The sequence below is a fragment of the Aestuariivirga sp. genome (assembly GCF_037139295.1).
Classification (GTDB): Bacteria; Pseudomonadota; Alphaproteobacteria; order Rhizobiales; family Aestuariivirgaceae; genus Aestuariivirga.
Window position 1 is genome coordinate 21613 of the sequence record NZ_JBAXGR010000021.1, and the last position, 26893, is coordinate 48505.

The window sequence follows — 26893 nt, forward strand, 5'->3', positions numbered from 1 at the left end:
ACTCCTCAGCCCATCAGTTCGGTGAGACAGCGGTCGAGACCTCCGACCAGCTGGTTCACATGTGCCTCGGTCGTCGCCGGGCAGATGAGCATCATGTTGTGGAAGGGGGTGACGATCACCCCGCGATTGAGCAGATAGTGATGCACGGCTTCATCGATGGGCCGGTGGATCACTCTTGCAGCTTCGCCGCCGTTGCGGGGCCGGTCGGGAGTGCACATGAACTCCACCCGGGCGCCGACGCGGACGACGTGCCACGCCACGCCATGTTTGATGATGACATCGGCAATCCCCTTCTCGAGGCGCTTTGCCAGCGCCACGAGGGGACCGAACGCCTCCTCGGTGAAATAGTTCTCCAGCACGGCGCGCATCAGCGCCAGCTGGATCTTGGAGCCCGACAGCGTGGTGCCGATGCCGGAATGGCCGGGTGTGCGCGTCTCGAGGAATTTGCGGATGCGGTCCGTCACGTCCTGCGTGAAGCCATAGACGGCGGCGGGAATGCCGCCGGCGATGGGCTTTCCCAGCACCATCGCGTCAGGTTCCAGCCCGTATTCGCGGGTATAGCCGCCGGGGCCTGACGACATGCAGTGCGTCTCGTCGATCACCAGAAGCGTGCCATGCTTGCGGGTCGATTCGCGCAGCGCGGTGTGGTAGCCGTCATCCGCCAGCACCATGCCCACGTTGGTCATGATCGGCTCGGCCAGCACGCAGGCGACGTCCTTCTCCGCCAGCGCCTTTTCCAGTGCGGGGATGTCGTTGAACTCGACGACCTTGGTGAACCGCGTGAGGTTGCGCACTTCGCCGATCAGCGCCGGGTCGGCATGCGGTGTGCCGCCGTCGATCGTCACGTAAGTCTCATCCACCGCGCCATGGTAGCAGTGGTTGAAGACGAGGATCTTGCTTCGGCCGGTAATGGCCCGGCACCACTTTATGACGGCGCGGTTGGCATCGGACGCGGTCGCCGTCACCTGCCAGCAGGGCAGGCCGAAGCGGTCTTCGAGCAGCTTGCCCACGACTGCGGCATCGGGAGACGGCATCATGGTGGTGAAGCCGTTGGCCCCTTCGCGCTGCAGCGCGTCGACCACGGCGGGCGGCGAGTGGCCGAACATGGCCCCGGTGTCGCCCAGGCAGAAGTCGATGTAGTGGTGGCCGTCGGCGTCGGTCACGTCGACGCCCTGCGCCTTGGCTACGAAGAGTGGGAATGGCGTGCCCCAATCCACCATCCAGTGCATGGGAACACCCTTCAGCCAGTTCCGGGCCGCATCTTCCGAGAGCTGTTTCGAAGTGGGGTTGCGCTGGGTGAAGAGGGCCTCTTCGCGGCTCAGCATGGCCTTTATCGCTTGCTCCGGAACGTTACGCGGCATGATATCCTGTATGGCTGTTGACGTTGGTCAATCTCCTAGCCGCCCGGACAGGCCGCCACAACCCCCATGGATTAGAGTGCCGGAATCATGCTTAGAGGCAATGCAGCATGAAGGAGCCCGTTTCCATGGTCCGCACCGTCTTCGTGAATGGTGATTATCTATCTGAAACAGAAGGGAAAATCTCGATCTTCGACCGTGGCTTCCTGTTCGCCGACGGGGTGTATGAAGTGAGCGCGGTGATCAACGGCAAGTTGGTCGACTACGCCGCGCACATGGAGCGCCTCGGCCGGTCACTCAACGAACTCCGCATGGACTGGCCCTGCACGCGCGATGAACTGGACCAGATGCATTCTGAGCTCATCAGGCGGAACAATCTCGCTGAAGGCATCATCTACATGCAGGTCACGCGCGGTGCCGCGGACCGCACCTTCAACTTCCCCAAGGGCGACGTGAAGCCCACCCTCATCGCCTTCACCCAGGCCATGAGCCTCGTCAGCAATCCCAATGCAGTGACGGGGATCAAGGTCGTCACCACGCCGGACCTGCGCTGGGCGCGGCGCGACATCAAGACGGTGATGCTGCTGGCCCCGGCGCTGGGCAAGCAGGAGGCCTATGAGAAGGGCGCACAGGAAGCCTGGATGGTGGAACACGGCTTCGTCACCGAGGGCACCTCGTCCAACGCCTACATCGTGAAGGATGGCAAGGTCATCACCCGTCACCTCTCCAACGAGATCCTCGCCGGCTGCACAAGGCGGGCGCTGATGCGGCTGGCGAAGGAAGAGGGCGTCGAGATCGTCGAGCGCAAGTTCACGGTGGAAGAAGCCCTCGCGGCGGACGAAGCCTTCCTCACCTCCGCCTCGCAATTCGTCATGCCCATCGTGGAGATCGACGGCCACCGCATCGGCGGCGGGCAACCGGGGCCGGTGGTCAGGAAGCTGCGGGAATTGTTCCTGAAGGAAGCGATGGCCTAGGGAGGGAAGCGCGCCAGTCTTCTCCCGCTCCTCTCCCGCTGACGCAGGAGAAGACGAGCGAAGCCGGGGCCAAAAAACAGATTCACAATGTCAATCAGCAGAAAGCACTTTCGCCCCTGCATCTAGCATATCTAGGAATAAAAGTCAAGGATTATTTTCCGAAGAGGATTGCGCCTTTCGTCCTCTCCCGCTTCAGCGGGAGAGGAGGGGGCCCCAGCGAAGCTGGGGTAGGTGAGGGGAAGTCAAGAGAGCCGCAATCCGCCTTGACTTCCCCTCATCTCCCCGTTGCGTGCCGCAACGGGGCCCTTCTTCTCCCGCTTCAGCGGGAGAAGACAAAGTGCGCGCGGGTCGAAGCCCCCTATCTTTGGCTCACCATCCAGTCCGGGTTGATCCACGGTTCCTGGTTCGACGGCGCCAGCGGCTGCTTGCCGAGGATGTGGTCGCTCGCCTTCTCGCCGATCATGATGGTGGGGCCGTTCAGGTTGCCGTTGGTCACCTGCGGCATGATGGAGGAATCCGCCACGCGCAGGCCCTCGATGCCGATCACCCGGCACTCCGGGTCCACCACCGCGGCCGGATCGTCGACCGCACCCATCTTGCATGTGCCGCAGGGGTGATAGGCGCTTTCGCAATGCTCGCGGATGAAGGCGTCAATCTCGGCGTGCGAATTCACCTTCGGGCCGGGCTGGATTTCTTCCGCCGCATAGCGCTGCATGGCGGGCTGCTGGAACAGCTCGCGCGTGAGCCTCACGGCGCGGCGCCATTCGGGCAGGTCGTCCGGGTGGGTGAGGTAGTTGAACAGGATCTGCGGCGCCTCGCGCGCCTTGTTGCTCCGCACACGGACGAAGCCGCGCGACTTCGCCCGCATCGGGCCTACATGCACCTGGAAGCCGTGTCCGGCGAAAGCAGCCTTGCCGTCGTAGCGCATGGCGGCAGGCAGGAAGTGATACTGGATGTCGGGATACTCGACACCCGCGGCGGAGCGGATGAAGCCGCAGGATTCGAAATGGTTGGTGGCGCCGAGGCCTGTCTTGAAGAACACCCACTCAGCACCAATCAGCCCCTTCGAAAACCAGTTGAGCTTGGAGTACAGCGTCACCGGCTCCTTGGACTTGATCTGGAAATAGATCTCGAGATGGTCGTGCAAGTTCTCGCCCACGCCCGGCAGCGCATGCGCCACGTCGATGCCTGCGGCTTTCAGCACCTCCGGCGCACCGATGCCGGACATCTGGAGGAGTTTCGGCGAATTGATGGAGGAGGCGGCGATGATCACCTCGCGCCGGGCCTTCACCTGCCGCTTCTCGCCGCCCACGTCATATTCCACGCCCACGGCGCGCTTGCCTTCGAGGATGACGCGGTGCGCGAAGGCCTTGGTGGTGAGCTTCACGTTGCCGCGCTTCATCGCGGGCTTGAGATAGGCATTGGCGGCTGACCAGCGGATACCATTGTGGATGGTCATCTCCATCGGGCCGAAGCCCTCCTGCTGGTGGCCGTTGTAGTCGTCCGTCACCGGGTAGCCCGCCTCTCGCCCGGCCTCGACGAAGGCCTGGTAGAGCGGATTGTCGCGCGGGCCGCGCCGCACATAGAGGGGGCCCTTGGTGCCGCGCCAGCCGTCTTCGCCGTCGGGGCAGGATTCCTGGCGCTTGAAATAGGGCAGCACGTGGCGGAAACCCCAGCCTTTGGCGCCCATCTCCTCCCAAGTGTCGAAGTCCTTGGCGTGACCACGCACATAGACCATGCCGTTGATCGAGGAAGAGCCCCCCACCACCTTGCCGCGCGGCGTGGCAAGCCTGCGGCCGCCGAGGCCGGGCTCGGGGTCTGACTCGAAGCCCCAGTTATAGAGCTTCATGTTCATCGGGTAGGAGAGGGCAGACGGCATCTGGATGAAGGGGCCGCGGTCACTGCCGCCGAATTCGAGCACGCAGACGGTGTTCTTGCCGTCTTCCGACAGGCGAGAGGCCATGGCACAGCCGGCCGAGCCTGCGCCCACGATCACGAAGTCGAAGGTTTCGCTCATTTGCCGCGCCGCCCGCTTTCGGACAGCGTCTCGATTTCCGCGATGCGGGCCTCGGTTTCACGCCATGACGCGTTGACGGTCGCGGCCACCAGGGCCTCGGCCAGGAACAGCGGCACGATGTTCGAGTCCCAACTCGACGGGGCCTCGATGCGGAGCGGAAGTGAATGCACGGCAAGTCTCGCGATTGGGGATATCCACTGGTCGGTAATGAGCACGACCTGCGCACCCCGCTCTCGGGCGGAAGCGGCAAGATCGAGCATGCGCGCGTCATAGCGGCGGATATCGAAGAACAGCAGCACGTCGTTCTTGGCCGTATCGATCAGCTGCTGCGGCCAGACCGAGGGGGTGGCGGAGATCAGGCTCACCCCCGGCCGCGCCATTTGCAGGTGGGTGACGAGATAGGCGGCCAATGCCCCGGTGATCCGCCCGCCAGCCACGAAGACCTTGCGCTTGCGGTCCGCCAGCAGCGCCACGATGGCGTCGAAGGCGCGATGGTCCATCAACTTGAGCGAGCCCGAGAGGTTCGCCATGGCTGCCGTGGCGAAGGTGTTGAGGATGTGGGTCTCCGGCGCTTCCGCCGCCCAGCGGTCATGCTTGGAAATCGGATTCTGCAATTGGGCGGAGAGTTCGGAGCGGAGATCGTCCTGGAAGGCCGGAAAGCCGGAGAAGCCAAGCTTCTTGGCCAGGCGCAGCACTGAGGGGGTGGAAACATCCGCCTCGCGCGCGAAATCGGTGATCGAGCCCAGCCCCGCCATGGGATAGTTGGCGAAGAGCGCGGCCATCAGCTTGCGCTCCGCGGCGGTGAGCTCCGCAGACATCAGGCGCAGTCTTTCGGCAATCGTGGTAGCGCGCTGAGGCGGCATTGTTTTCTCCCTGCTAGACTACTGTAACGAATTTGACAGGCTTCATACAATCTGAAATCATCGCTTCAACTGACCGAATTTCCGGAGTTTTCGTGAATGGGAGCGCTGCTCCAGCAGGGCGAGGAAGGCCCGTTTGTCGCCGTGAACGAGGAGGGCCGCTCGCCCTTCGTTCTGATCTGCGAGCATGCCTCGAATGTGATGCCCAAGACGCTCGGCACGCTGGGCTTGGCCGAGGCCGAACTCACCCGCCATATCGCCTGGGACATCGGGGCGGAGAAGGTGGGCCGCCTGCTGTCGCGCCTGATGGATGCGCCGCTGTTGCTGCAGCGCTATTCGCGGCTGGCCTACGACTGCAACCGCCCGCCGGAATCGCCCGACTCCATTCCGGAGATGAGCGAGCTCACCGCCATTCCGGGCAACAGGAAGCTCTCGGCCGAGGACAGGCTGGCGCGAGCCCGTGAAATCTACCGGCCTTTCCATGACGGCGTCTCGGCGGTGCTCGACAAGCGCGCGGCGGGCGGCCAGACGTCGCTGGTGGTCTCGATCCATTCCTTCACGCCTGTCTACAAGGGCAAGGCCCGAAGCGTCGAACTCGGCATCCTGCATGACCGGGACACCACGTTGTCCTCCAAGCTCATCAAGAGCTTCCCCAACATCGATGCGCGACTGAACGAGCCCTATGGCCCGAAGGACGGCGTGTTGCACACACTGAACCTGCACGGCTTCACCCGTGGCCTGCAGCACGCGATGATCGAAATCAGGAATGACCTGGTGTCCACCGAACGCGGCCAGGACGAATGGGCCCAGCGCCTGTCCGTGCCGCTGATCCAGGCTGCAACGAAATAATATGATTGAGGGAGAACGACCATGAGCGAAGGCATGCTGATACTCGAACAGCTGAAGGCCGAGGTGAAGGCCGGAACGATCGATACCGTGGTCGCCGCCATGGTGGACCTGCAGGGCCGCCTCATCGGCAAGCGCTTCCACGCCAAGTTCTTCGTGGACGGCGGCTATGAGGAGACGCATGGCTGCAACTACCTACTCGGCGTCGACATCGAGATGGAGCCGGTGCCCGGCTACAAGGCGACGGGCTGGGACAAGGGCTATGGCGACTTCGTGCTGAAGCCCGACATGGCAACGCTGCGCCGCACGCCGTGGTTGCCCGGCACGGCGCTGGTGCTGTGCGACGTGCTCGACCACCACACGCATGAAGACGTGCCGCACAGCCCGCGCGGCATTCTCAAGAAGCAGCTGAAGCGCCTCGAGGCGATGAAGATGAAGGCCTACATGGCCTCCGAGCTGGAGTTCTTCCTGTTCGATGATTCTTACGAGACGGCCTTCCAGAAGGGTTATCGCAACCTCAAGACGGCGGGTTACTACATCGAGGACTATCACATCCTGCAGACCTCCAAGGAGGAGGTCTACATGCGCGCCCTGCGCAATGGCCTCGCAGGAGCGGGCATTCCGGTCGAGAACTCCAAGGGCGAATGGGGCCCGGGCCAGGAGGAGATCAACGTCCGCTATGCCGAAGCGCTCGAGATGGCGGACCGCCATGCCATCATCAAGAATGGTGCGAAGGAAATCGCCTACAATGTCGGCAAGTCCGTCTCCTTCATGGCAAAGTGGGACTATGGCATGGCGGGCAATTCCTCCCACATCCACCAGTCGCTGTGGTCCACCGACGACAAGCCGCTGTTCCGGGACAAGGAGGGCGAGCACGGCATGTCGCCGCTGATGAAGCAGTATCTCGCGGGCCAGCTGGCCCATGCCGGCGAGATCACCTATTTCCTCGCGCCCTATATCAACTCCTACAAGCGCTTCATGGCCGGCACCTTCGCGCCCACCCGCGCGGTGTGGAGCTTCGACAATCGCACGGCGGGCTTCCGCATCTGCGGGGCGGAGACCAAGGCCATCCGTGTTGAGTGCCGCATCGGTGGCGCCGACCTCAACCCCTATCTCGCCTTCGCCGCGCTGATCGCGGCGGGCCTCGACGGGATCGAGAAGAAGATGGAGCTGGAGCCGGTGGTCTCGGGCGATATCTACGACACCTCGCGCAAACTGCGCGAGATCCCCAAGACGCTGCGCGAGGCGACCAGGCTTCTTGACGAGTCGGACTTCCTGCGCAAGGTGATGGGCAATGACGTGGTCGACCATTACGTCCACACCGCCGAGTGGGAACAGTTTGAATTCGACCGCCGCGTCACCGATCTCGAGCTGAAGCGCGGGTTTGAGAGATACTAAGTTACTTACGGCATCAGGAGACACGCCATGGCCATTCCGAATCGCAACATCAACTATCCGACCGCCATCAAGTATGGCGCGGGCCGCATCAAGGAACTCGCGGAGTTCTGCAAGGCCAACGGCATCAAGCGGCCGCTGGTCGTGACCGACAAGGGCCTTGCCGCCATGCCGATGGTGGCGGAGATCATGGCCGACCTGAAGCAGGCGGGCCTCAAGGCCGCGCTCTTCGCCGACGTGCGCCCCAACCCGGTTGAGGAAAACGTGCTCGCCGGCTGCAAGGTGTTCAAGGACGGCAAGCATGACGGCGTCGTCGCGCTTGGCGGCGGCTCGGGCCTCGATGTTGGCAAGCTGATCGCGCTGATGCATTCGCAGAAGATTTCGGTGTTCGAGCTGGAAGACATCGGTGACTGGTGGACCAGGGCCGACGCCTCGCTGATCTCGCCCATCATCGCCGTGCCGACGACAGCCGGCACGGGCTCGGAAGTTGGCCGCGCCGGCGTGGTCACCCACCCGATCACCCATGAAAAGAAGATCATCTTCCATCCGCAGCTGATGCCGAAGGTGGCGTTGCTCGACCCTGAGCTCACCGTCGGCCTGCCGCCGAAGCTGACCGCCGCCACCGGCATGGATGCGCTGGCCCATAACCTCGAAGCCTATTGCGCACCCTTCTATCACCCCTGGTCGGCAGGCGTTGCGCTTGAAGGCATGCGGCTGGTGAAGGACAATCTCGCCAAGGCCGTGAAGAGGCCGAAGGACCTCGATGCGCGCGGCAACATGCTGGTCGCCTCCGCCATGGGCGCGACCGCCTTCCAGCGCGGCCTCGGCGGCATCCATGCGCTGGCCCACCCGTTCGGCGGCCTTTATGACGCGCACCACGGCCTGCTCAACGGCATCATCATGCCCTATGTGCTGAAGGCCAACCGCCGCAAGATCGAGAAGGACATCGTGCGCGCCGCTGCTTACTTAGGCATCAAGGGTGGCTTCAACGGCTTCCTCAGGTGGATCCTGGCGCTGCGCAAGGAGATCGGCATTCCCCACGCGCTGAAGGACATTGGCATCGACACCAAGCGCCTCAACGAGGTGGCGGCGATGGCCATCAAGGACCCGTCTGCCGGTGGCAACCCGATCCAGTTCACGGAAAAGCAGTACAAGGCGCTGGCCAGGAAGTGCGTGACGGGCGATCTCTGACGCCGTCAGTCGCCCGGCGCGTTCTCGACGTGGAACTCGACCTCCGTTTCGCCCGCATTCAGGAAATCCAGAATGATGGTGAAGCGCTGGTCGAGGACAAGCGGCCCATCGAGCCCCATGAGCCGGAGATGCCGTGCCGTGGGCCTCATCGGCAAGGGCTTGCCGGGTTCGAGCAGGAATGAAGTGAGCGGCGGATCATCGTAACGGTTGTTCCGCCGCAACTCGATTGTTCCGCAGACGGATGATCGTGCCGCCACCAGCTCATCTGCTGTTTGCCCATTGTTGACCAGCGGCACGAAAGCCTGGCCTTCGCGGGAGACCTGCGCTGGCAGGGCCCAGGCATGACCGATTGCGATATCGCCCAGCCGATAGGAATGGGCGCGTGCTGCGGCGGGCCAGGCGGCAGCTGCGGCAAGGCCCATGATCACGCCGCGTCTCTGCATTGTCTTCCCCGCACCACTGTGGCCATTGGCCGATGCTGCACATATAGTCGCGTTTCAGCAAGGGAGATGGCGATGGCAGAGACAATCCTGAACCGGCGGATCGTGATGGCCTCGCGCCCCACCGGCATGCCGGCGCCTGACAACTTCCGCATGGAAGAGGTGGAGGAGCCGCGCGCGGCGCCGGAAGGCGGCGTTCTGCTCAAGACACTGTTCTTCTCGCTCGACCCTTACATGCGCGGCCGCATGGATGCGGGCCCCTCCTATGCGCAGGCGCTGGAGCCGGGCGGCGTGATGGAAGGCGGCAGCGTGTGCGAGGTGCTCGCCTCGCGTGACGCGACGTTCAAGCCGGGCGACATCGTGCTGGCCGGAACCGGCTGGCAGACCCACCCGCGCGCCAGCGCCAAGGGCCTGCGCAAGATCGATCCGACGCTGGCGCCGGTGTCGACCGCCCTTGGCATTCTCGGCATGCCGGGCATGACGGCCTATACTGGGCTTCTCAACATCGGCGCGCCGAAGCCTGGCGAGACGCTGGTGGTGGCGGCGGCGAGCGGGGCGGTGGGCGCTGCCGTTGGTCAGATCGGGCGGATCAAGGGTTGCCGCGTCGTGGGCATCGCGGGCGGGCCGGAGAAGACACGCTACATCCGCGAGGAACTGGGCTTCGACGTGGCGCTCGACCACCGTGCAGGCGATTTTGGCGATCAGCTGAAGGCGGCGTGCCCCAGTGGCATCGACATCTATTTCGAGAATGTCGGTGGCCAAGTGTGGGACCTCGTGCGGCCCTTGCTCAACAATTTTGCGCGCGTGCCGGTGTGCGGCCTGATTGCGCAGTACAACGGCGTCGAGGGCGGCGGAGCGGGCTCTTCCGTGGCGCTGCGCAGCGTGCTGGTGAAGCGGCTGCGCATCCAGGGCTTCATCGTGTCCGATTTCGCGGCCCAGCGTGAGGATTTCCTGCGCGACATGGGCGGCTGGGTGGCCTCGGGCGAGGTCAAATACCGCGAGGACGTGGTGGAGGGGATCGACAACACGGTTCCCGCCTTCATCGGCCTGCTGCAGGGGCGCAATTTCGGCAAGCTGCTCATCCGGCCCTGAAGCTTTCGGAAAGCCCCACGCCAGCCTGCGATTCCGTTCCGCTTGACTCTGTTCACGCCATGTGGAACAAAATAGGAACATTCTGGATCATGTTGTTGTCATGCGTATTGGACCGGCACATCAGGCTGCGCGGAGCGGAGACGCTTGCGCTGCCGTCACGCCTTTTCGCCCGGGTGGAGAGTCCGCCCGGCTGCTCGCCACGCTGCGCGCCCACATCGCGCGGCTGGAGCAGGGGCACGCCCAGTTCGAGCGGCAGAAAAGCCGGGCCCAGCCCTGGCTGACGGGGCTTGCCGAACTCGACCGCCATTTGCCGGCGCAAGGGCTGCAGCGCGCAGGCCTTCATGACGTGAGCCCCCGCGCCTATGGCGATCAGCCGGCGGCCATGGGCTTCGCGCTGGCCCTGGCGCTCCGGCGGCTGAGCGATGCCGGCGAACGCCGCCCGCTGCTGTGGTGCCGCTTGAGCAGCCATGAGCGTGAGCACGGAAGGCTCTATGGCCACGGCCTTGAACGCCTCGGCCTGCCGCGCCACCGCTTCGTCACCATCACGCTGAAGAAGCCCGCGAGCCTGTTGTGGACGATGGAGGAGGCGTTGAAGTCCGGTGCCGTCGCCGCCGTGCTGGGCGATGCAGAAGCCGCGCATGCGGATCTCACCACCACCAGGCGCCTGTCGCTGGCGGCGGCTGCGGGCAAATGCGCGGCGATCCTCACCTTCGCCAAGCCGGATGCTTCGGCCACCGCCAGCCACACGCGCTGGACGGCGGCGGCCGTGCCCTCGTCGAGCCCCGCCCATGATGCGGCGGCGCCGGGGGCACCCTGCTGGAACATCGAACTCACCCGCGCCCGGGGCGGCCGCCCCGGCGCCTGGACTTTGGAATGGCATCATGCGCAGTCTCGTTTCTCTCTGGTTACCGGATTTTCCCGTCGAGCGATTCATCCGGGCACGGATCAAGACGGGCCGGAAACCGCCCGCCAAGGGCCTGCCCTTCGCACTGGTTGAAAGCGGCAAGTCCGGCCTGCGCCTCATCGCGGTCAATGCCACGGCGCGCAGCTTCGGGTTGATGCGCGGCATGCGGCTGGCGGACGCGCGCGCGCAGTTGCCGGAGCTCCTGACCGAGCCGCATGAGCCGGAGGACGACATGAACAGCCTGCTCGGCCTGTGCCGCTGGATGGAGCGTTACAGCCCCTGGGTGGCGCCCGATGCACCCGACGGCATCCTGCTGGACGTGACCGGCGTTCCCCACCTCTTCGGCGGCGAACAGCGCATGATGGCAGAGATGCGCCAGCGGCTGGCGCAATATGGCTTCAGCGTCAGGATCGGGCAGGGTGCCACGCTGGGTGCGGCATGGGCGCTTGCCCGCTACGAGGCAAAGGACATCCAGTCGCTGCCCGTCGAGGCCCTGCGCATCGACGGCACCGCTGCAAAGACGCTGCGGCGGCTCGGCCTCAAGACGGTAGGATCGCTGCTCGCCATTCCGCGCGCCTCGCTGGCCCGCCGCTTCCGTGGCGAGACTATCGGCGAGAATGTGCTGATCCGTCTCGACGAGATGATGGGGGTGCGGGACGAGCCGCTGAACCCGCTGAACCCGCCCACCTCCTTCATGGCGCATCGCGCGCTGATGGAGCCGGTCATTCATGCCGAAGGGTTGGAAATCGTTCTTGAGGGACTGGTCAACCAGCTCTGCCGCGATCTCGAAAAGGCCGGCAAGGGTGCCTTGCGGCTGATCCTCAAGCTGTTCCGCGTCGATGGCTCGCGCGCCAACCTTCCCGCGGGCTTTTCGGTGGCGGCCCATGACCCCAGGCACATGCTGCGCGTGCTGAAGCCGAAGCTCGAAACGGTTGATGCGGGCTTCGGCATCGACGCCATGACGCTGGAGGCGCGCGAGACGGCAGCGGCCCTCGTGCAGCAGCATGGCTTTCTCGAGGATGACAGCACGCTGGCGCTGGAACAGCTGAACGACCGCGTGCTGAACCGCCACGAGCAGCAGTTCGTGGCGCTGGAGGACGTTGCAAGCCATATCCCCGAACGCGCCGAGATGCCGCGGCCCTCGGCGCATACTCTGCCGCCCAAGCCTTCCCGTCCCGCACCTACGGCGCGGCCGCTCCTCATCTTCGAAGCGCCGGAACCTGCCAAGGTGGTGGCTGCCGTGCCCGATGGTCCGCCCATGCGCCTCACCTGGCGGCGCGTGACCAGACGTGTGGTCAAGGCGCAGGGGCCCGAACGCGTGGCACCCGAATGGTGGCGCCTCACTGCCGGCGAGCGCCCGCGCGATTATTACGTGATCGAGGACGAGCATGGCCGCCGCTACTGGCTCTACCGCGAGGGGCTTTATGGCGAACCCGGCGAAGAGCAGCCGAAATGGTACGTACACGGATTGTCGGCATGACGAATTATGCCGAGCTGCAGTGCACCAGCAACTTCTCCTTCCTGCGCGGGGCCTCCCACCCGGAAGAGATCGCCATGCAGGCGAAGCATCTGGGCGTTGCGGCGATCGCGGTGACGGACTGCAACACGCTCGCTGGCGTGGTGCGGGCGCATGCGGCGGCGAAGGATGCGGAGCTGCCCTTCATCGTGGGCGCAAGGCTGGACCTGACCGAACCCGGCATTTCGCTTCTCGCCTACCCGACGAACCGCCAGGCCTATGGCGCGCTGTGCCGGCTTCTCAGCATGGGCCAGCGCCGGGCGCAAAAGGGCCAGTGCCTCATCACGCTGGAGGATGTCTATGCCCATGCGCCGGGCATGATCTTCGCGCTGCTGGCGGACGGGGTCGATCACCTCTCGGGCATCCGCCAGCGCCTCAAGGCGCCGCTCTACCTGGCGGTGAGCCATCACTATCGCGGCAACGACAAGGAGCGCATCAACTGTCTTGCTGAGTTGGCGCAGAAGCATCAGACGGGGCTCTTGGCCACCAATGACGTGCTCTATCACCATTCGTCCCGCCGCGTGCTGCAGGACGTGGTGACGGCGATCCGCGAGGGTGTCACCATCGCGGAAGCCGGTTACCTGCTGGAGGCCAATGCCGAGCGCCATATCAAGACGCCTGACGAAATGGCCCGCCTGTTCCGCGACCACCCTTCCGCCATTGCCAACACGCTGGCCATTGCCAAGGCCTGCCGCTTCTCGCTGGAGGAGCTCAAGTACGAATATCCGGAAGAGCCGATCCCGCAGGGCTCCACCCCGCAGGCGCACTTGACGCATCTCGCATGGGAGGGCGCCAAGGAGCGTTATCCGGGTGGCATTCCGCAGAAGGTGAAGGAGAACATCGCCAAAGAGCTCACCCTCATCGAGAGGCTCAACTACGCGCCCTATTTCCTCACCGTCCACGACATCGTGCAGTTCGCCCGAACACAAGATCCCCCGATCTTGTGCCAGGGTCGGGGGTCGGCCGCCAATTCCACTGTCTGCTACGTCATCGGAATCACGGCGGTCGACCCCAACCAGATCGAACTCCTGTTCGAGCGCTTCATCTCGGAAGAGCGGAAGGAGCCGCCTGACATCGACGTCGACTTCGAGCATGAGCGACGCGAACAGGTGATCCAGTATATCTATGCCCGCTATGGCCGCGAGCGGGCAGGGCTTGCGGCCACGGTGATCACCTATCGCGGCCGCTCCGCCATGCGCGAGGTGGGCAAGGTGATGGGGCTGTCGGAAGATGTGACGGCGACGCTCGCCGGCATCGTCTGGGGCCAGATGCGCGAGGAGATGCACAATGGCAGGCTTCAGGAAGCGGGCCTCGACCCCGATGATCCGCTGCTCGCCAAGGTGATCGAGCTCGCCGATGATATCCAGGGCTTCCCGCGCCATCTCTCGCAGCATGTGGGCGGCTTCATCCTCACCAAGGGCAGGCTCGACGAGACGGTGCCCATCGGCAATGGCGCGATGGAGGATCGCACCTTCATCGAATGGGACAAGGACGACATCGACACGCTGGGCATCCTCAAGATCGACGTTCTGGCGCTGGGCATGCTCACCTGCATCCAGAAGAGCTTCGAGATGATGGAAGGCTGGTACGGCCTCAAATATTCCCTCGCCACGCTGCCGCGCGAGGACAAGGCGGTCTATGACATGCTGTGCAAGGCAGACTCCGTCGGTGTGTTTCAGGTGGAGAGCCGGGCGCAGATGAACATGCTGCCGCGCCTCAAGCCGCAGTGCTTTTATGATCTCGTCATCGAGGTGGCGATCGTCAGGCCCGGCCCCATCCAGGGCGACATGGTGCATCCTTATTTGCGGCGGCGTGATGGGCTGGAGCCGGAGGATTATCCCGCGCCGCATCCGGATTTCGGGCCGCCTGACGAGTTGCGCCAAGTGCTCGGCCGCACCAAGGGCGTGCCGCTGTTCCAGGAACAGGCGATGAAGCTTGCGATGGTCGCCGCCGAATTCACCGCGGGCGAACTCAATGAGTTGCGCAAGGCCATGGCCACCTTCCGCCGCCGCGGCACCATCGGGCGCCTTGAGCAGAAGATGGTGAGCCGCATGGTGGAGCGCGGCTATGACGCGGCGTTTGCCGCGCGCTGCTTCAACCAGATCAAGGGATTCGGCGAATATGGCTTTCCCGAAAGCCATGCCGCGAGCTTCGCGCACCTCGTCTATGTCTCGTCATGGCTCAAGCATCACTATCCGGAGGTCTTCGCGGCCTCGCTCTTGAATTCCCAGCCCATGGGCTTCTATGCCCCCGCCCAGATCGTGCGCGATGCGCGCGAGCATGGGGTGGAGGTCAAGGCCGTTGACGTCGGCTTCTCACGCTGGGACTCGATCCTCGAAGCGCCATCACGGGGTGAGCGTGCAGCGATCCGACTGGGCCTGCGCGAGGTCGATGGCCTCAAGGCGGCCGATGCCGCCTTGCTGCTGCAGTACCGTTCACAGAAGAAGCCGCTCACCATTGCCGATCTCCATGGCTTCGGCGTGCCGGTGGCGGGGCTCGAGAAGCTGGCCGCCGCCGATTGCTTTCGCTCGCTCGGCCTCGACCGGCGCGCGGCGCTGTGGGAGGTGAAGGCGCTGGCCAAGTCCAGGGCACTGCCGCTTTTTGCCTTCGCCGACACGCGCGAGCAGGGGGAGGAGGCGCATGTGTCGCTTCCCGACATGCCGCTCTCCGAGCATGTGGTGAATGATTACCAGACGCTGAAGCTGTCCTTGAAGGCGCACCCCATGCAGTTCCTCCGGAAGCTCTGCACCGAGCGCAAGGTGACGGACACGGCGAAGCTCAAGACGCTGAGGAATGGTGCTGCCGTCACGGTCGCGGGTGTGGTGCTGGTGCGGCAGCGGCCGGGCTCGGCCAAGGGCGTGGTCTTCCTCACGCTCGAGGACGAGTTCTCGGTGTTGAACGCGGTAATCTGGCCGCAGGTGCTGGAAACCCACCGCGCCGTAGTGATGGGCGCGCGCCTCATGCTCATCAAGGGGCGCGTGCAGCGAACGGGCGACATCGTCCATGTGGTGGCAAGCACCATCGAGGATCATTCGAGCTGGCTGGCGCTGCTGACGGAGGAGGGAACGCTGATCAGGAACCCGCTGGCCCGCGCCGACGAGGTGGCAAGGCCGGGGCCGGATCCGGACCAGCAGCAGCCCCCGGCGCGGCATCCGCGGCAGGTGCGGGTGATCCCGAAGAGCCGGGACTTTCACTGATCAGGAATTCAGCCACCAGATCGCCAGATTGAGGATGGCGGCAAAGCTCACCCAGGCGAGATAGGGCACGAAGAGCCAGCCCGCCGTCGCCTGCCGTCCGAAGAAGGCCAGCATGGTGAGCAGCACCGAGCCGACCAGGAAGACGACCTCGACCAGCGCCCAGCCGGGTGAGCGGAGGCCAAAGAACACGAGCGTCCACAGCAGGTTGAAGCCGAGCTGTGCGAAGAACAGCAGCATGGCGGGGCCGATGCGGTCCTTGGTGCGCCAGACCAGCCAGGCAGCGATGCCCATCATGATGTAGAGCAGCGTCCACACCGGCGCGAAGACCCAGTTTGGCGGGTTCCAGCTCGGCTTGTTCAGCGTGCTGTACCATGTGTCGATGGAATTCTGCGTGGCGAAGCCGCCGATCGAGCCCACGGCAAGGCAGAGGAGAATGAGGCCCGCCAGCACGAGCCAATGGTGGCGGGGAATGGCAGCAGTCTGCATGGCACTCACATCATCGCGTTGGTGGAGCCCAACGAGCCGAGGAACAGGATCGTTCCAAGGAAGGCTATGACAAGTCCGCCCGCCAGGCGCAAGCCAATCCCCGCCCAGTCGAGCAGGCCGGTCTGTCCGCGCATCAGACGGGCGGCCAGCTTCTTGCCATAGACGGCGATGGCGGCGATCGCCGACACGGTGATGAAGGTGCCGAGCGCCATGGCAAAGGTGGAGGCAATGCCCTCCCAATAGAGGCCCAGCCCATTGGCGAAGACCAGCACGAGGATCGCCCCTGTGCAGGGCCGGATTCCCACCGCAAAGGCGAGCGAGAAGGCCTTGGCGAAGGAGAAGTCACCCGCGAGGTCCTTGGCGTCCGGCAGGTGTGCGTGGCCGCAGTCGCAATCGGGCCCATGCACATGATCAGCGGCAACGTCTGCATTCTTCATCGGCGCGAAGCTGGCAAAATCAGAGAGTCCTGTGGACTGGCGTGTGGTGATGCCCGCGGGGGCCAGTGCGGGGGTGGCAACTGCACGCCGCGCCACCAGCAGGCGCATCGCAGTCCAGATCAGGTAAAGGCCAAGGAGTCCGATCAGGGCATAGCTGGCGCTTTCGAGAACGCCCGCCACGTCACGCGCGGTGGCGCCGACGCTGGCGACCGCGAGGAAGAGAACGCTCACCAGCACGATGGCGGTCAAGGCCTGGATGATGGCACTCATGAAGGAGATCAGCACGCCGCGCTTCAACTCGCTCTCCGTTGCGAGCAGCCAGGTGGAGATCACCGCCTTGCCGTGGCCCGGGCCCGCAGCATGGAAGATGCCGTAGGCGAAGCTCAGCAGCATCAGCGTCCAGCCGGCGGCAAAAGCATTGGGGCCGCGCATGGCCTTCAGCGTCGCGGACATCCGGCCATAGAAATTTTGCTGCTCGTCGCGCGCCCACATCACCGGATCTTCGGTGAAGGGTGTGACCTTGACGGTGCCATCGGCGTTCTTGGGCGGCACGAGCAGCTGGCTGCGCTTGATCGTCACCTCGGGCTGCGCTCCATCCGCTGCCTGCGCCATCACCTGCGGGGCAGTCATGAGTGACACGAAGAGCAGGGCCATGAGGCCCAGCAGCGCCCGCATCATGCCTTGCATGAGATGGTCACCGGCTGGGCGAAGAGCGACCCGAAGTCCTCCTCCTCCGATGGCTTCCAGTCGGTACCCTTGGTGGCCAGCATGGCCTTGGTCTGTGCGAGTTCCGCGTCCGTCGGCACCGGCTTGACCACCAGCCCGCAAGTCTTCGGCATGTTGCCGATGACGGATACAGGTTCCTCCTTCGCGTAATCGAAGGCGATGAAGAATTCCGGATCATAGGTCTTCAGCACGAACTCGCCCTTGGTGGGGTCGAGCGGCGTTACCAGTGGAACCTGGAAGTGAAGCTGAAGCTTGTTCTCGGCAAAAACCTGGCCGGCATCGACGGGTGTGCCGATGGGTTGCGGCTTGCCGCCATAGCGGACGTAGGTGAAGTAGTTGTAGTCCTTCAGCGAGTCGAGGTTCTCGCGGGTCAGCGGCTCAAGCTCCGAAGGGTCGAAGACACCGTCGCCGTTCTTGTCCAAGCCCTCAAGCGCCACTTGCGCATAGGCGTCGTCGAAGGTCCAGGACACGTTGACAGCCGAGATCAGCCCCTGGTCGTTGAACACCACGTCGGACTGCATCTCGACCCAAACATGCGGGTGGGCCTGCGCGGGCGTTGCCGCGGCCCAGCAGAGAAGCCCCAGAGCGGGAAGTGCTGCCCGGTAGCGTGTTCGCATCAAACCGTCCTTCCGATTCGAGCGAGGAATGATGGGCCAATGCGGCAAAATCGTGAAGTGCCTAGGTGCCGGACAGGCAGTCCTTCAGGGCTGCGGCAAGGTTGCGCAGAAGCTGGGGATAGGCCTGGGGGCCGGGGGTGAGGCCGGCGCCCAGCGGGTCGAGCACGCCTTCGCGGGCCCCGGTGCCCTCGATCACCGTCTGCACCACCCTGTCGTCGAACTGCGGTTCGCGAAACACGCAGGCCGCCTTGGCGCTCATGATCTTGTCCCGCACCTGCGCCAGCCGCTCCGCCGAGGGCGCCTGGGCGGAAACGTCCGAGATCGATCCCACCCCCGTGAGGCCAAAGCGATTTTCGAAATAGTGGTAGGCGTCGTGGAAGACGATGAAGGGCTTGTCCTTCACCGGGGCCAGCTCTGCGGCGATGGCGGCGGAGGTCTTGTCGATCTCCGCGGCGAAGGCCTGGGCATTGGCGGCATAGGCTGCGGCATTGCCGGGGTCGGCCTTGGCGAGGTCGGCGGCAACCTCGCGCGCCATGGCCTTGGCATTCTCGGGATCAAGCCAGATGTGGGGATCGAAGGTCAGCGCACCCTCGGCTGCCGTGCCTTCGGCGGCGTGGTCATGCTCATCCGCGTCAGGCTCCCAGGCACCACCTTGGCGGATGGGCAATTTCGCCACACCCGGCGCCTCGGAGAGTTCGATGAAGGTCTTGCCATTGACGGCGTCCGAGCCGCTCAGCTGCGCGAGCTTCGCCTCCAGCCCGTGACCCACGATGAACACGAGATCGGCATCGCCGAGCGTCGCGATCTGAGTGGGGGTGAACACCGCCCGGTGCTCCGACATGCTGCCCTTGAGCAGCAGTTCGGGTGCACCCCTGTCACCCATCACCGCGGCGACGATGGACTGGACCGGCACCACCGAGGCCACGACCTTGGGGGCGGCCAGTGCGGGGCTGGCTGACAACAGGGCGGCGGCGAGCAGTGCTGACAGCTGACGCATGGGGAACTCCGATGTAATGTTATAATATAACATATCTGGATGGAGGCCCGTGTCAAGCGTGACGCACAGGTGATCGCCTGCGGCCCTGCGGTGAATTGCGCTTCGGGCGCGGGTCTGTCAGAGGAAGGCCATGAGCCTTGATGTGTCCGTGGGTGCCGCGCTCTTCGCCGGCACCATCAGCTTTTTGAGCCCCTGCGTGTTGCCGCTGGTGCCGCCCTATCTCTGTTTCATCACCGGCACCTCGCTGGAGGATCTGGTGGACAACAAGATGCGGCCCAAGGAGGAGCGCCGGCAGGTGATGCTGGCCGCCCTGATGTTTGTGCTCGGCTTCTCAACCGTCTTCGTGGCGCTGGGGGCGAGTGCCTCGTGGCTGGGCAGCCTGCTGCGCACCGAACTCGGCCGCCAGGTAGAGCTCTTCGGCTTCTCCTTCAACCCGATCACCACGGTGGCGGGCCTCATCATCATCGCCATGGGCCTGCATTTCCTCGGGTTGTTCCGGATGTTCTGGATCTCGCGCGAGGTGCGCTACCAGCACAAGTCTCATCCTGGCGGCCTCGCGGGTGCCTATCTGATAGGCTTGGCCTTCGCCTTCGGCTGGACGCCCTGCATCGGCCCGGTGCTCGGCACCATCCTGACCATCGCGGCGAGCGAGCAGGACGTGATGAAGGGGGCGGGGCTGCTCGCCGTCTATTCGCTCGGCCTCGGCATTCCCTTCCTGCTGGCGGCGGCCGGCATCGGCACCTTCATGGGCTTCATGTCGGGCTTCCGGAAGCATCTGGGTCTGGTCGAGAAGATCGCCGGTGCGCTGCTCGTGCTCTCCGGCCTGATGTTCATCACCGGTGGCGTCCAGGCGGTGTCCTACTGGCTGATCGAGCGCTTCCCGATCCTGCTCAACCTCGGTTGAGTTCGATGGGTGCCCCATGCGGCGTTGCCTTCGCCGCCCGATCCCAGGCATCAACGCGGGCGAGGCGCTCCTGCTCTGTGAGCACGCCCTTGGCCAGTACCAGCCGTTCCAGCGCCGCGAGCCAGCTTTCGTAATAGGGCCGCAGCGGCTGCGCCTTCAGCTCCGCACCCAGCGTCTCCGCCCATTCACTCCAGTCGAAGACGCCTGCCTCGTTGAGCTTCACCGCCATGGCGAAGGCCTGCGCCTCCCACGGTTCGGCGAAGACTGGGCCATCTGCATCCTTCGGCAGCCGTTCGGACTCAGCGAGCTTCAAGATAGGGCTCCCACAGATCGGCATGGATAACATCACGCGCGGCGTTGCCCCAGACGTCAGAGGCATTGAAACGCACGGTGTAGAGATGGCGCGGATCCTCACCGAGGCCACGTGAATTGGAATCCGGAAACACATGCGCGCCGTGGCAGGCGACGATCTCGCCCACCTGGCCGCGCAAGTAACGCGGCAGGCGGGTGTGATGAACGGGGTTCAGGTGCCGCGTGCGCACCACGTCACCCAGCTTGAACAATGGTATCTCATCTGCCTTGCGTTCATAGCTGCCGGGCGCGGTGACGGCAGACCACACGACCTCAGCAGCAGTTGGCGTCACAGGCTTTCCATGGATTGCTGCGGTGCCGGAGGCGATTTCCTCCGCCGTCGCGAGGCCGTGCTTCTGCAGCAGCCGTTCGAGTCCGCTCAACCAGTGCTCGTAATAGCTGGACGTGATGTAGTGGCCGGGCTCCATCGCCTCGCAGGCGGCGCGGTCGTCGTCCAGAGTCCAGCCGCCGATGTCGCCCACGGCAGACATCAGCGCGAACATCCGCGCCTCCCACGGTGCGTGGAAGACGGGCTCATTCACCTTCGCCACCACCGGGCCGAAGCCCATCATGCCGCCGCAGTCATGCGCACCGTTCACGCGGTTGCCTCCAGATAGGATTCCCACAGGTCGATGCAGACGGCATCATTCGTGTCCTTGCCCCACAGGTCCTGCGCCGTGAATCGCACGCTGTAGAGCCATTGCGGATCTTCGCCAGATCCATGCGCATTGGAATCGGGGAAGACATGCGTGCCATGCACCGCCACGATCTCGCCCGCCTTGCCGCGCGCATAGCGTGGCAGCCGCGTGTGGCCGGACGGATTGAAAGTCCGTACACGGACCTTGGTGCCAATGGCAAAGCCCTGTGGCCGGTTGCTCGGCCGGCTCGCCGGCCCACCGGAGGCGAGGATGGCCGGAATCATGTCCGCCTTCGCCACGCGCTTCACCGGCTTCGCGGGCACGGCCATGTGGCCCTGCTCTTCTTCCATCGCATTGACGAGCCCCAGCTCGATCAGCTGCAGGATCATCGCAGAGTGCCGCATCTCGTAATAGCTGGAATGCCAGTACTGCATCGCGGGCAGCCGCTCGCGGGCGTGGCGGGCTTCATCGATGTTCCATGAGCCCGTCATGCCCATGGCCAGCACCAGCGCGAAGGCGCGCGGCTCCCAGCCGTCATGCCAGACCGGCTCGTCGTCCTCATGCAGCACCGGGCCGAAGCCGGTGAAGCCGCCCATGTCGTGCGGGCCGTTCATGCCGTCACGATGCCGGTACCGATCATGGCGTTGCGGGTGACGATCCCGGCGAGTTGCTCCTCGCTCCAGCCCTCGGTGCCGGCGGGCCGTTCAGGGATAACGAGATAGCGGATCTCGGCGGTCGAATCCCAGACGCGCACCTCGCGCGCGTCGGGCACGCTCACGTCGAATTCCTTCAGCACCTCGCGCGGTTCGATCACCGCGCGGGAGCGATAGGGCATGGACTTGTACCAGACGGGCGGCAGCCCCAGCACCGGCCACGGGTAGCAGGAGCACAGCGTGCAGACGACCATGTTGTGGGTCTCAGGCGTGTTGAACAGCGCCACCATGTGCTCGCCCTGGCGGCCAGTGTAGCCGAGGGACGCAATGGCAGCAGTGGCATCGCGCTTCAGCCAGTCAGCGAAACCAGGATCCGTCCAGGCTTTCGCCACGACGCGGGCCCCGTTGCGCGGGCCGATCTTGGTTTCATAGGTGTCGATCAGCACGTCGAGCGCCTTGGGGTCGACGTAGCCCTTCTCGACGAGAAGCGATTCCAGTGCCTTCACCCGCAGCGCCAGCGGCGAAAGCTCGGAGCCTTCGTGGTCGTGATCGTGGTGGTGTCCGTCATGTGGCATGTTGTCGGCCTCGGTCTTTGCGATCATCATAGTGGGCGGATCGGGGAAGAGGAAGCGGCATGGAGAAACTCTCAGGGGTCAGGGCCTGCGTGTTTGACGCCTATGGCACGCTGTTCGACGTTGCGAGCCCCGTGGCAAAGCTCGCCGGCGAGATCGGCCCCCATGCCGAGGACATCTCGAAGCTGTGGCGGCAGAAGCAGCTCGAATACAGCTGGTTGCGCAGCCTGATGGGTGTGCACGCCGATTTCTGGCACGTGACGGGCGATGCGCTGGATTATGCGCTGGAGCAGTTCAACGTCAGCGAGCCGGGCCTGCGTGATGAGCTCCTTGCCCTCTATTTGAAGCTTGACGCCTATCCGGAGGTCGCGGATGCGCTCGCCGCGGTGAAGGCCAAGGGCAAGCTGACTGCGATCCTCTCCAACGGCAGCCCTTCGATGCTCGATGCCGCAGTGCGCCACGCCGGGTTCGACAAGCTGTTCAACATGGTGCTGTCGGTCGAGGATGTCGGCATCTACAAGCCGTCCCGCCGCGTCTATCGCCATGCCATGCAGAAATTGCAGATCCACGAGGCGCCATCGATCTGCTTCGTCACCTCGAATACGTGGGACAGCCACGGCGCCGCGCAATTCGGCTTCCAGGTGGTGCGGGTGGACCGCTTCGGCTGGAAGGATGACCGGCTGCCGGGGAAACCGGCAGCGCTGGTGAAGGATTTGAGCGAGCTGGCGGGGATCGTCTGAACTACCGCCGCGCCTCGATCGCATCCCAGATCAGCGCCGCGATGTCTGCCCCGCCGAATTTCTTCACTTCGCGGATGCCGGTGGGCGAGGTGACGTTGATCTCCGTCAGGTAGTCGCCGATCACGTCGATGCCGACGAAGATCAGGCCGCGTGCCTTGAGGTCCGGTCCCAGTGCCTCGCAGATCTCGTGTTCGCGCTTCGTCATATCTGTAGGTTCAGCCTTGCCGCCCACATGCATGTTGGAGCGGTTCTCGTTCAGTGCCGGCACACGGTTGATGGCGCCCGCCGCCTTGCCGTCGACGAGGATGATGCGCTTGTCGCCCTTGCGCACGTCAGGCAGATATTTCTGCGCAATGAAGGGCTCGTTGAACATCTGCGTGAAGAGTTCGAGCAGGGAGGAGAAATTCTGGTCGCCCTCGCCCAGCCGGAACACGCCCGCGCCGCCATTGCCGTAAAGCGGCTTCAGGATGATGTCGCCGTGCTGGCGGCGGAAGGCGGCCAACTCCACCGGGTCACGCGTGATCAGCGTCTCGGGCATGAACTGCGGATAGTTGAGGACGAAGAGCTTCTCCGGCGCGTTGCGCACTTCCTTGGGGTCGTTCACCACCAGCGTCTTGGGGTGGATCGTTTCCAGCATGTGGGTGGCGGTGATATAGCCCATGTCGAAGGGCGGGTCCTGGCGCATCAGCACCACGTCTTGCCTGCCCAAGTCGCAGCGGCGCTCTTCGCCCAGCGTATAGTGGTTGCCCTTCTCGTCGCGCACGGTGATGTCATTGCCGGTGCCAGACAGCGAGCCGCCGCCCAGGGCCAGCGTCCTGGTCTGGTAGTAGAACAGCCTGTGCCCGCGCCGCTGCGCCTCCAGCATCATGGCGAAGGTTGAATCGCCCGCGATGTTGATGGACTCGATCGGGTCCATCTGCACTGCCACCTTCAGAGCCATCAGCCGTCTCCCTCGAATGCGTTCTCGATATGCTGCGGCCAGTGGTAGGGGCTCACCGCGACGATGTCAAAACGGCAGGCCTGCAGTGCTGCCCTGCGGTCCTCCGCCATGAACTGGCGTGCCGCGGCGGCGATGCGCCGGGCCTGCCGCGGAGTGACGGATTCCACCGCGCGATCGAGGTTCTTTCGCGCCTTCACCTCGATGAAGGCGGTCACCTCGCCGCGCCGCATGATGAGGTCCACCTCGCCCACATGCGTCTTGTAGCGCCGTGCCAGCAGACGCCAGCCCTTCAGCCGCAGCGCCCACAGCGCGATCAGCTCTGCGCTGCGGCCTGCTGCCTCGGATTTCTTCCGATCATTCGCCATCGCCTTCCCGGCGGGAGAGGATGCGTTGATAGACGTCGGAGCGATTGAGGTTGAAGCGCTTGGCCAGTTCGGAGGCCGCCTTGCTGGCGGGCATCTCGGCGAGGGCATTGGTGATGGCGTTCTCGAGTTCGGTTTCGGACACCTCTTCCTCGCCCTCTGGCGGTCCGACAAGCAAGGTGATCTCGCCCTTCACGGATGGCCGCGCTTCCAGTTGTGTGGCGATCTCAGCGGCCGCGCCGCGCAGCACCTCCTCGTGCAGCTTTGTCAGCTCGCGCGTGACGGCAATATGGCGGCCGGGGAGTGCAGTGGCGAGATCGTGCAACGTTTCGATGATGCGATGCGGGCTTTCGAAGAAGATCAGCGTTGCCTTCAGCTTCGCGAATTCCGCAAACAGCTTTTTGCGCTCGCCTTGCTTCTGCGGCACGAAACCGGCGAAGAGGAAGCGGTCGGTGGGCAGGCCCGACAGGGCCAGTCCGGTGAGCACGGCCGAGGGGCCGGGGCAGGCCGTGACGGGAATGCCGAGTTCCACAGCTTCCTTCACCAGCCGATAACCTGGGTCGGAGATCAGCGGCATGCCCGCGTCCGAGATGAGCGCGATGGTGGCGCCCTGCTGCAGGCGTGCCAGGATCTCGGGCCGCACCTTCTGGGCATTGTGCTCGTGGTAGGACCACAGCTTTGCCTTGATGGCGAAGCGCTCCATCAGCTTGGCCGACGTGCGCGTATCCTCGCACAGCACCGTCTCGGCGGCGGCCAGCGTTGCGAGCGCGCGGATCGTCATGTCACCCAGATTGCCGATGGGGGTCGCCACCACATAGAGCCCCGGCGCCAGCGGCTCCGCCTCGAAGCGATGGGCGCCGATGATGTAGCTGCGATGGTCGTCGTTCAAGTCAGCCACCCTTCACGCCCAGATTTGGCGCCATCCCGGCAACGTAATGTTACGAAGCCAGTTCCGCAATCACCGCATTGAGCAGCTTGCGGCCGTCAGCAGTGGCCATCAGCTGCGGGCCGTTGCGCTTGATGAGGCCCATCGATTTCATGCCCGCGAGTTTCGAGGAATCGATCTCGCGGCCTGCCAGTGCTGCGTAACGGTCCATGTCGATGCCCTCTGCGATGCGCATGCCCATCAGCAGATATTCGCTGGCCTGGTCCACCGGCGGCACGACCGTATCGGAAACGATCCCGTGGCCCTGTGTTCGCACCAGGTCACGCCAGGTTTCCGGGTGGCGCTCGGCGATCAGCGCGCGGCGGTTATCGCCATCGGCCAGCCTGCTGTGTGCGCCGGGGCCGACGCCGGCATATTCGCCATAGCGCCAGTAGAGCAAATTGTGCCGCGATTCCTGGCCGGGCCGCGCGTGGTTCGAGATTTCATAGGTCGGGAGCCCGGCCTTCTCGGTGAGCTCCTGCGTGAGGTCATAGAGGTCGGCGGCGCGGTCGTCTGTGGGCGTCACCAGCCGCCCGCGCTCATAAAGATCGAAATATGCCGTGCCGGGCTCGATCGTGAGCTGGTAGAGCGACATGTGGCCCTGCTGCTCGGCCAGCGCACGGGTGAGTTCGGCGCGCCACTGTTCCGGTGTCTGTTTGGGCCTCGCATAGATCATGTCGAAGGAAACACGCGGGAAGATTTTCGCGGCAAGGCGAAAGGCGGCGATTGCTTCTTCGGATGAATGCTGGCGGCCCAGCGCCTTCAGGTCCTCGTCGTTCAGCGCCTGCACGCCGACCGACACGCGGTTGACGCCCGCTGCGCGGTAGCCGCGAAAATTCTCGGCTTCGATGGAAGTCGGGTTGGCTTCGAGCGTGATCTCGACATCGGGTGACATGCTCCACAGCGAGGCAATGGTCTCGAGCACGTGGCCCACCGCTTCCGGCGGCATCAAGGAGGGCGTGCCGCCGCCGAAGAAGATGGAGGTGACGGTGCGGCCCGGCGTGCGCGCAGCGAACCACGTGAGCTCGGTCCCGAGAGCCTTCGCGAAGGAGCGCGCGTCCACACCCTCGTGGCGCACATGGCTGTTGAAGTCGCAATAGGGACACTTGGCCTTGCAGAAGGGCCAGTGGACATAAATGCCGAAGGCGTCAGAAGAGGTCACGGACCAGCTTTTCCAAGGCTTTCGCGCGGTGCGAAATGCGGTTCTTTTCTTCGGGGCTAAGTTCCGCGAAGGTGCGCGTTTCGCCATCCGGCACGAACATCGGATCGTAGCCGTGGCCGAGCTGGCCGCGCGGTGGCCAGGCAAGCGTGCCTTGCGCGCGGCCCTCGTAGATGCGCTCCTCGCCGTCCGGCCAGATGACGCACAGCGTGCAGGAGAAGTAGGCGCGGCGCTTGTCGGGCGTCGTCGCACCCTTGGCCTGCAGCTTTTCTTCCACCAGCCGCATGGCGCGATTCCAGTCACGGTCGGGTCCGGCCCAGTCGGCGGTATAGACGCCGGGCTCGCCGCCCAAGGCTTCCACGCAAAGGCCTGAATCATCCGACACCGCAATCAGCCCGCTCGCGGTCATGGCAGAGAGCGCCTTGATGCGGGCATTGCCGGCGAAGGTGTTTTCCGTTTCCACGGGCTCGGGCAGCCCGAGGGCGCCCGCGCTCACCGCTTCCACCCCATAGGGCTTCAGCAGCGCGGCGAATTCCTCGAGCTTGCCCTTGTTGTGGGTGGCGATGACGATCTTCGCATCGCGGAGCGTACGCATC

The 26893-nt window shown here is 64.6% G+C and carries 27 protein-coding genes; 10 read left to right on the top strand and 17 right to left on the bottom strand.

Annotation, left to right across the window (positions count from 1 at the left end):
• Positions 1-5: 5 nt before the first annotated feature.
• Positions 6-1361, bottom strand: coding sequence for an aspartate aminotransferase family protein (locus tag WCJ41_RS08070; RefSeq protein ID WP_336905336.1), 1356 nt, complete (start codon positions 1359-1361; stop codon positions 6-8).
• 125 nt (positions 1362-1486) lie between these two features.
• Here WCJ41_RS08070 and WCJ41_RS08075 point away from each other — a divergent pair, with 125 nt between their 5' ends.
• Positions 1487-2332: a D-amino-acid transaminase gene (locus tag WCJ41_RS08075; protein WP_336905337.1), complete on the top strand. Its 846-nt coding sequence runs from the start codon at positions 1487-1489 to the stop codon at positions 2330-2332.
• A 358-nt stretch (positions 2333-2690) separates the two neighbouring features.
• Here the strand turns inward: WCJ41_RS08075 and betA are convergent, their stop codons facing one another.
• Both betA and WCJ41_RS08085 read right to left on the bottom strand, forming a co-directional pair.
• Entirely contained in the window at positions 2691-4349 is a 1659-nt protein-coding gene (gene betA / locus WCJ41_RS08080) for a choline dehydrogenase (protein WP_336905338.1), read from the bottom strand.
• Positions 4346-5212, bottom strand: a complete 867-nt coding sequence (locus tag WCJ41_RS08085; protein ID WP_336905339.1) for a MurR/RpiR family transcriptional regulator — start codon at positions 5210-5212, stop codon at positions 4346-4348. Before WCJ41_RS08085 ends, betA begins: the two co-directional genes overlap by 4 nt.
• Before the next feature lie 96 nt (positions 5213-5308).
• On the opposite strand from WCJ41_RS08085, the gene WCJ41_RS08090 reads away from it, so the two are divergent.
• The 3 genes from WCJ41_RS08090 to WCJ41_RS08100 are packed head-to-tail and all read left to right on the top strand — an operon-like array spanning position 5309 to position 8641.
• A complete protein-coding gene (locus WCJ41_RS08090; protein ID WP_336905340.1) occupies positions 5309-6058 on the top strand; it encodes an N-formylglutamate amidohydrolase in 750 nt (249 codons plus the stop codon).
• A 21-nt stretch (positions 6059-6079) separates the two neighbouring features.
• On the top strand, positions 6080-7453 hold the full coding sequence (locus WCJ41_RS08095) for a glutamine synthetase family protein (protein ID WP_336905341.1): 1374 nt from the start codon (positions 6080-6082) through the stop codon (positions 7451-7453).
• 27 nt (positions 7454-7480) lie between these two features.
• Entirely contained in the window at positions 7481-8641 is a 1161-nt protein-coding gene (locus WCJ41_RS08100) for an iron-containing alcohol dehydrogenase (protein WP_336905342.1), read from the top strand.
• Between the two features lie 5 nt (positions 8642-8646).
• Here WCJ41_RS08100 and WCJ41_RS08105 read toward each other — a convergent pair whose 3' ends face one another.
• Entirely contained in the window at positions 8647-9084 is a 438-nt protein-coding gene (locus tag WCJ41_RS08105) for a copper chaperone PCu(A)C (RefSeq protein ID WP_336905343.1), read from the bottom strand.
• Between the two features lie 72 nt (positions 9085-9156).
• Here WCJ41_RS08105 and WCJ41_RS08110 point away from each other — a divergent pair, with 72 nt between their 5' ends.
• The 4 genes from WCJ41_RS08110 to WCJ41_RS08125 all read left to right on the top strand — a co-directional run bounded on the left by WCJ41_RS08110 (position 9157) and on the right by WCJ41_RS08125 (position 15790).
• Positions 9157-10173 carry an NADP-dependent oxidoreductase gene (locus tag WCJ41_RS08110; protein WP_336905344.1) on the top strand — a complete coding sequence of 339 codons (1017 nt, stop codon included), beginning with the start codon at positions 9157-9159 and terminating at the stop codon, positions 10171-10173.
• Positions 10174-10273: 100 nt separating this feature from the next.
• A complete protein-coding gene (locus WCJ41_RS08115; RefSeq protein WP_336905345.1) occupies positions 10274-11170 on the top strand; it encodes a hypothetical protein in 897 nt (298 codons plus the stop codon).
• Positions 11055-12557 (top strand): DNA polymerase Y family protein, encoded by a 1503-nt coding sequence (locus WCJ41_RS08120; protein WP_336905346.1) that lies wholly within the window; start codon positions 11055-11057, stop codon positions 12555-12557. The genes WCJ41_RS08115 and WCJ41_RS08120 overlap by 116 nt, the downstream gene beginning before the upstream one ends.
• Positions 12554-15790, top strand: a complete 3237-nt coding sequence (locus tag WCJ41_RS08125) for an error-prone DNA polymerase (RefSeq protein ID WP_336905347.1) — start codon at positions 12554-12556, stop codon at positions 15788-15790. Before WCJ41_RS08120 ends, WCJ41_RS08125 begins: the two co-directional genes overlap by 4 nt.
• Here WCJ41_RS08125 and WCJ41_RS08130 read toward each other — a convergent pair whose 3' ends face one another.
• The 4 genes from WCJ41_RS08130 to WCJ41_RS08145 all read right to left on the bottom strand — a co-directional run bounded on the left by WCJ41_RS08130 (position 15791) and on the right by WCJ41_RS08145 (position 19053).
• Complete coding sequence (locus WCJ41_RS08130; protein ID WP_336905348.1) at positions 15791-16276, bottom strand: TspO/MBR family protein; 486 nt, start codon at positions 16274-16276, stop codon at positions 15791-15793.
• A gap of 5 nt (positions 16277-16281) precedes the next feature.
• Positions 16282-17400: a nickel/cobalt transporter gene (locus WCJ41_RS08135; RefSeq protein ID WP_336905349.1), complete on the bottom strand. Its 1119-nt coding sequence runs from the start codon at positions 17398-17400 to the stop codon at positions 16282-16284.
• A complete protein-coding gene (locus WCJ41_RS08140; RefSeq protein WP_336905350.1) occupies positions 17388-18056 on the bottom strand; it encodes a DUF1007 family protein in 669 nt (222 codons plus the stop codon). The genes WCJ41_RS08135 and WCJ41_RS08140 overlap by 13 nt, the downstream gene beginning before the upstream one ends.
• A gap of 61 nt (positions 18057-18117) precedes the next feature.
• Positions 18118-19053, bottom strand: a complete 936-nt coding sequence (locus tag WCJ41_RS08145) for a zinc ABC transporter substrate-binding protein (RefSeq protein ID WP_336905351.1) — start codon at positions 19051-19053, stop codon at positions 18118-18120.
• Positions 19054-19183: 130 nt separating this feature from the next.
• Here WCJ41_RS08145 and WCJ41_RS08150 point away from each other — a divergent pair, with 130 nt between their 5' ends.
• Positions 19184-19957, top strand: a complete 774-nt coding sequence (locus tag WCJ41_RS08150; RefSeq protein ID WP_336905352.1) for a cytochrome c biogenesis protein CcdA — start codon at positions 19184-19186, stop codon at positions 19955-19957.
• On the opposite strand, the gene WCJ41_RS08155 is transcribed toward WCJ41_RS08150, so the two are convergent.
• From WCJ41_RS08155 to nthA, 4 genes are read right to left on the bottom strand one after another with little or no spacing between them, the layout of a single operon-like run.
• Positions 19944-20294: a nitrile hydratase accessory protein gene (locus WCJ41_RS08155; RefSeq protein WP_336905353.1), complete on the bottom strand. Its 351-nt coding sequence runs from the start codon at positions 20292-20294 to the stop codon at positions 19944-19946. The genes WCJ41_RS08150 and WCJ41_RS08155 overlap by 14 nt on opposite strands.
• Positions 20257-20907 carry a nitrile hydratase subunit beta gene (nthB, locus tag WCJ41_RS08160; protein ID WP_336905354.1) on the bottom strand — a complete coding sequence of 217 codons (651 nt, stop codon included), beginning with the start codon at positions 20905-20907 and terminating at the stop codon, positions 20257-20259. The genes WCJ41_RS08155 and nthB (WCJ41_RS08160) overlap by 38 nt, the downstream gene beginning before the upstream one ends.
• Positions 20904-21560 (bottom strand): nitrile hydratase subunit beta, encoded by a 657-nt coding sequence (gene nthB, locus WCJ41_RS08165; protein ID WP_336905355.1) that lies wholly within the window; start codon positions 21558-21560, stop codon positions 20904-20906. The genes nthB (WCJ41_RS08160) and nthB (WCJ41_RS08165) overlap by 4 nt, the downstream gene beginning before the upstream one ends.
• Entirely contained in the window at positions 21557-22174 is a 618-nt protein-coding gene (nthA, locus tag WCJ41_RS08170; RefSeq protein WP_336905356.1) for a nitrile hydratase subunit alpha, read from the bottom strand. The genes nthB (WCJ41_RS08165) and nthA overlap by 4 nt, the downstream gene beginning before the upstream one ends.
• Positions 22175-22233: 59 nt before the next feature.
• Here nthA and WCJ41_RS08175 point away from each other — a divergent pair, with 59 nt between their 5' ends.
• Positions 22234-22911, top strand: a complete 678-nt coding sequence (locus WCJ41_RS08175; protein WP_336905357.1) for a haloacid dehalogenase type II — start codon at positions 22234-22236, stop codon at positions 22909-22911.
• 1 nt (position 22912) lies between these two features.
• On the opposite strand, the gene gshB is transcribed toward WCJ41_RS08175, so the two are convergent.
• From gshB to rdgB, 5 genes are read right to left on the bottom strand one after another with little or no spacing between them, the layout of a single operon-like run.
• On the bottom strand, positions 22913-23851 hold the full coding sequence (gshB, locus tag WCJ41_RS08180) for a glutathione synthase (RefSeq protein ID WP_336905358.1): 939 nt from the start codon (positions 23849-23851) through the stop codon (positions 22913-22915).
• Positions 23851-24216 (bottom strand): YraN family protein, encoded by a 366-nt coding sequence (locus WCJ41_RS08185; protein ID WP_336905359.1) that lies wholly within the window; start codon positions 24214-24216, stop codon positions 23851-23853. The genes gshB and WCJ41_RS08185 overlap by 1 nt, the downstream gene beginning before the upstream one ends.
• On the bottom strand, positions 24206-25102 hold the full coding sequence (gene rsmI / locus WCJ41_RS08190; RefSeq protein WP_336905360.1) for a 16S rRNA (cytidine(1402)-2'-O)-methyltransferase: 897 nt from the start codon (positions 25100-25102) through the stop codon (positions 24206-24208). Before rsmI ends, WCJ41_RS08185 begins: the two co-directional genes overlap by 11 nt.
• Positions 25103-25151: 49 nt before the next feature.
• On the bottom strand, positions 25152-26300 hold the full coding sequence (gene hemW, locus WCJ41_RS08195) for a radical SAM family heme chaperone HemW (RefSeq protein WP_336905361.1): 1149 nt from the start codon (positions 26298-26300) through the stop codon (positions 25152-25154).
• Positions 26287-26892: an RdgB/HAM1 family non-canonical purine NTP pyrophosphatase gene (rdgB, locus tag WCJ41_RS08200; RefSeq protein WP_336905362.1), complete on the bottom strand. Its 606-nt coding sequence runs from the start codon at positions 26890-26892 to the stop codon at positions 26287-26289. The genes hemW and rdgB overlap by 14 nt, the downstream gene beginning before the upstream one ends.
• Between the last annotated feature and the right edge of the window lies 1 nt (position 26893).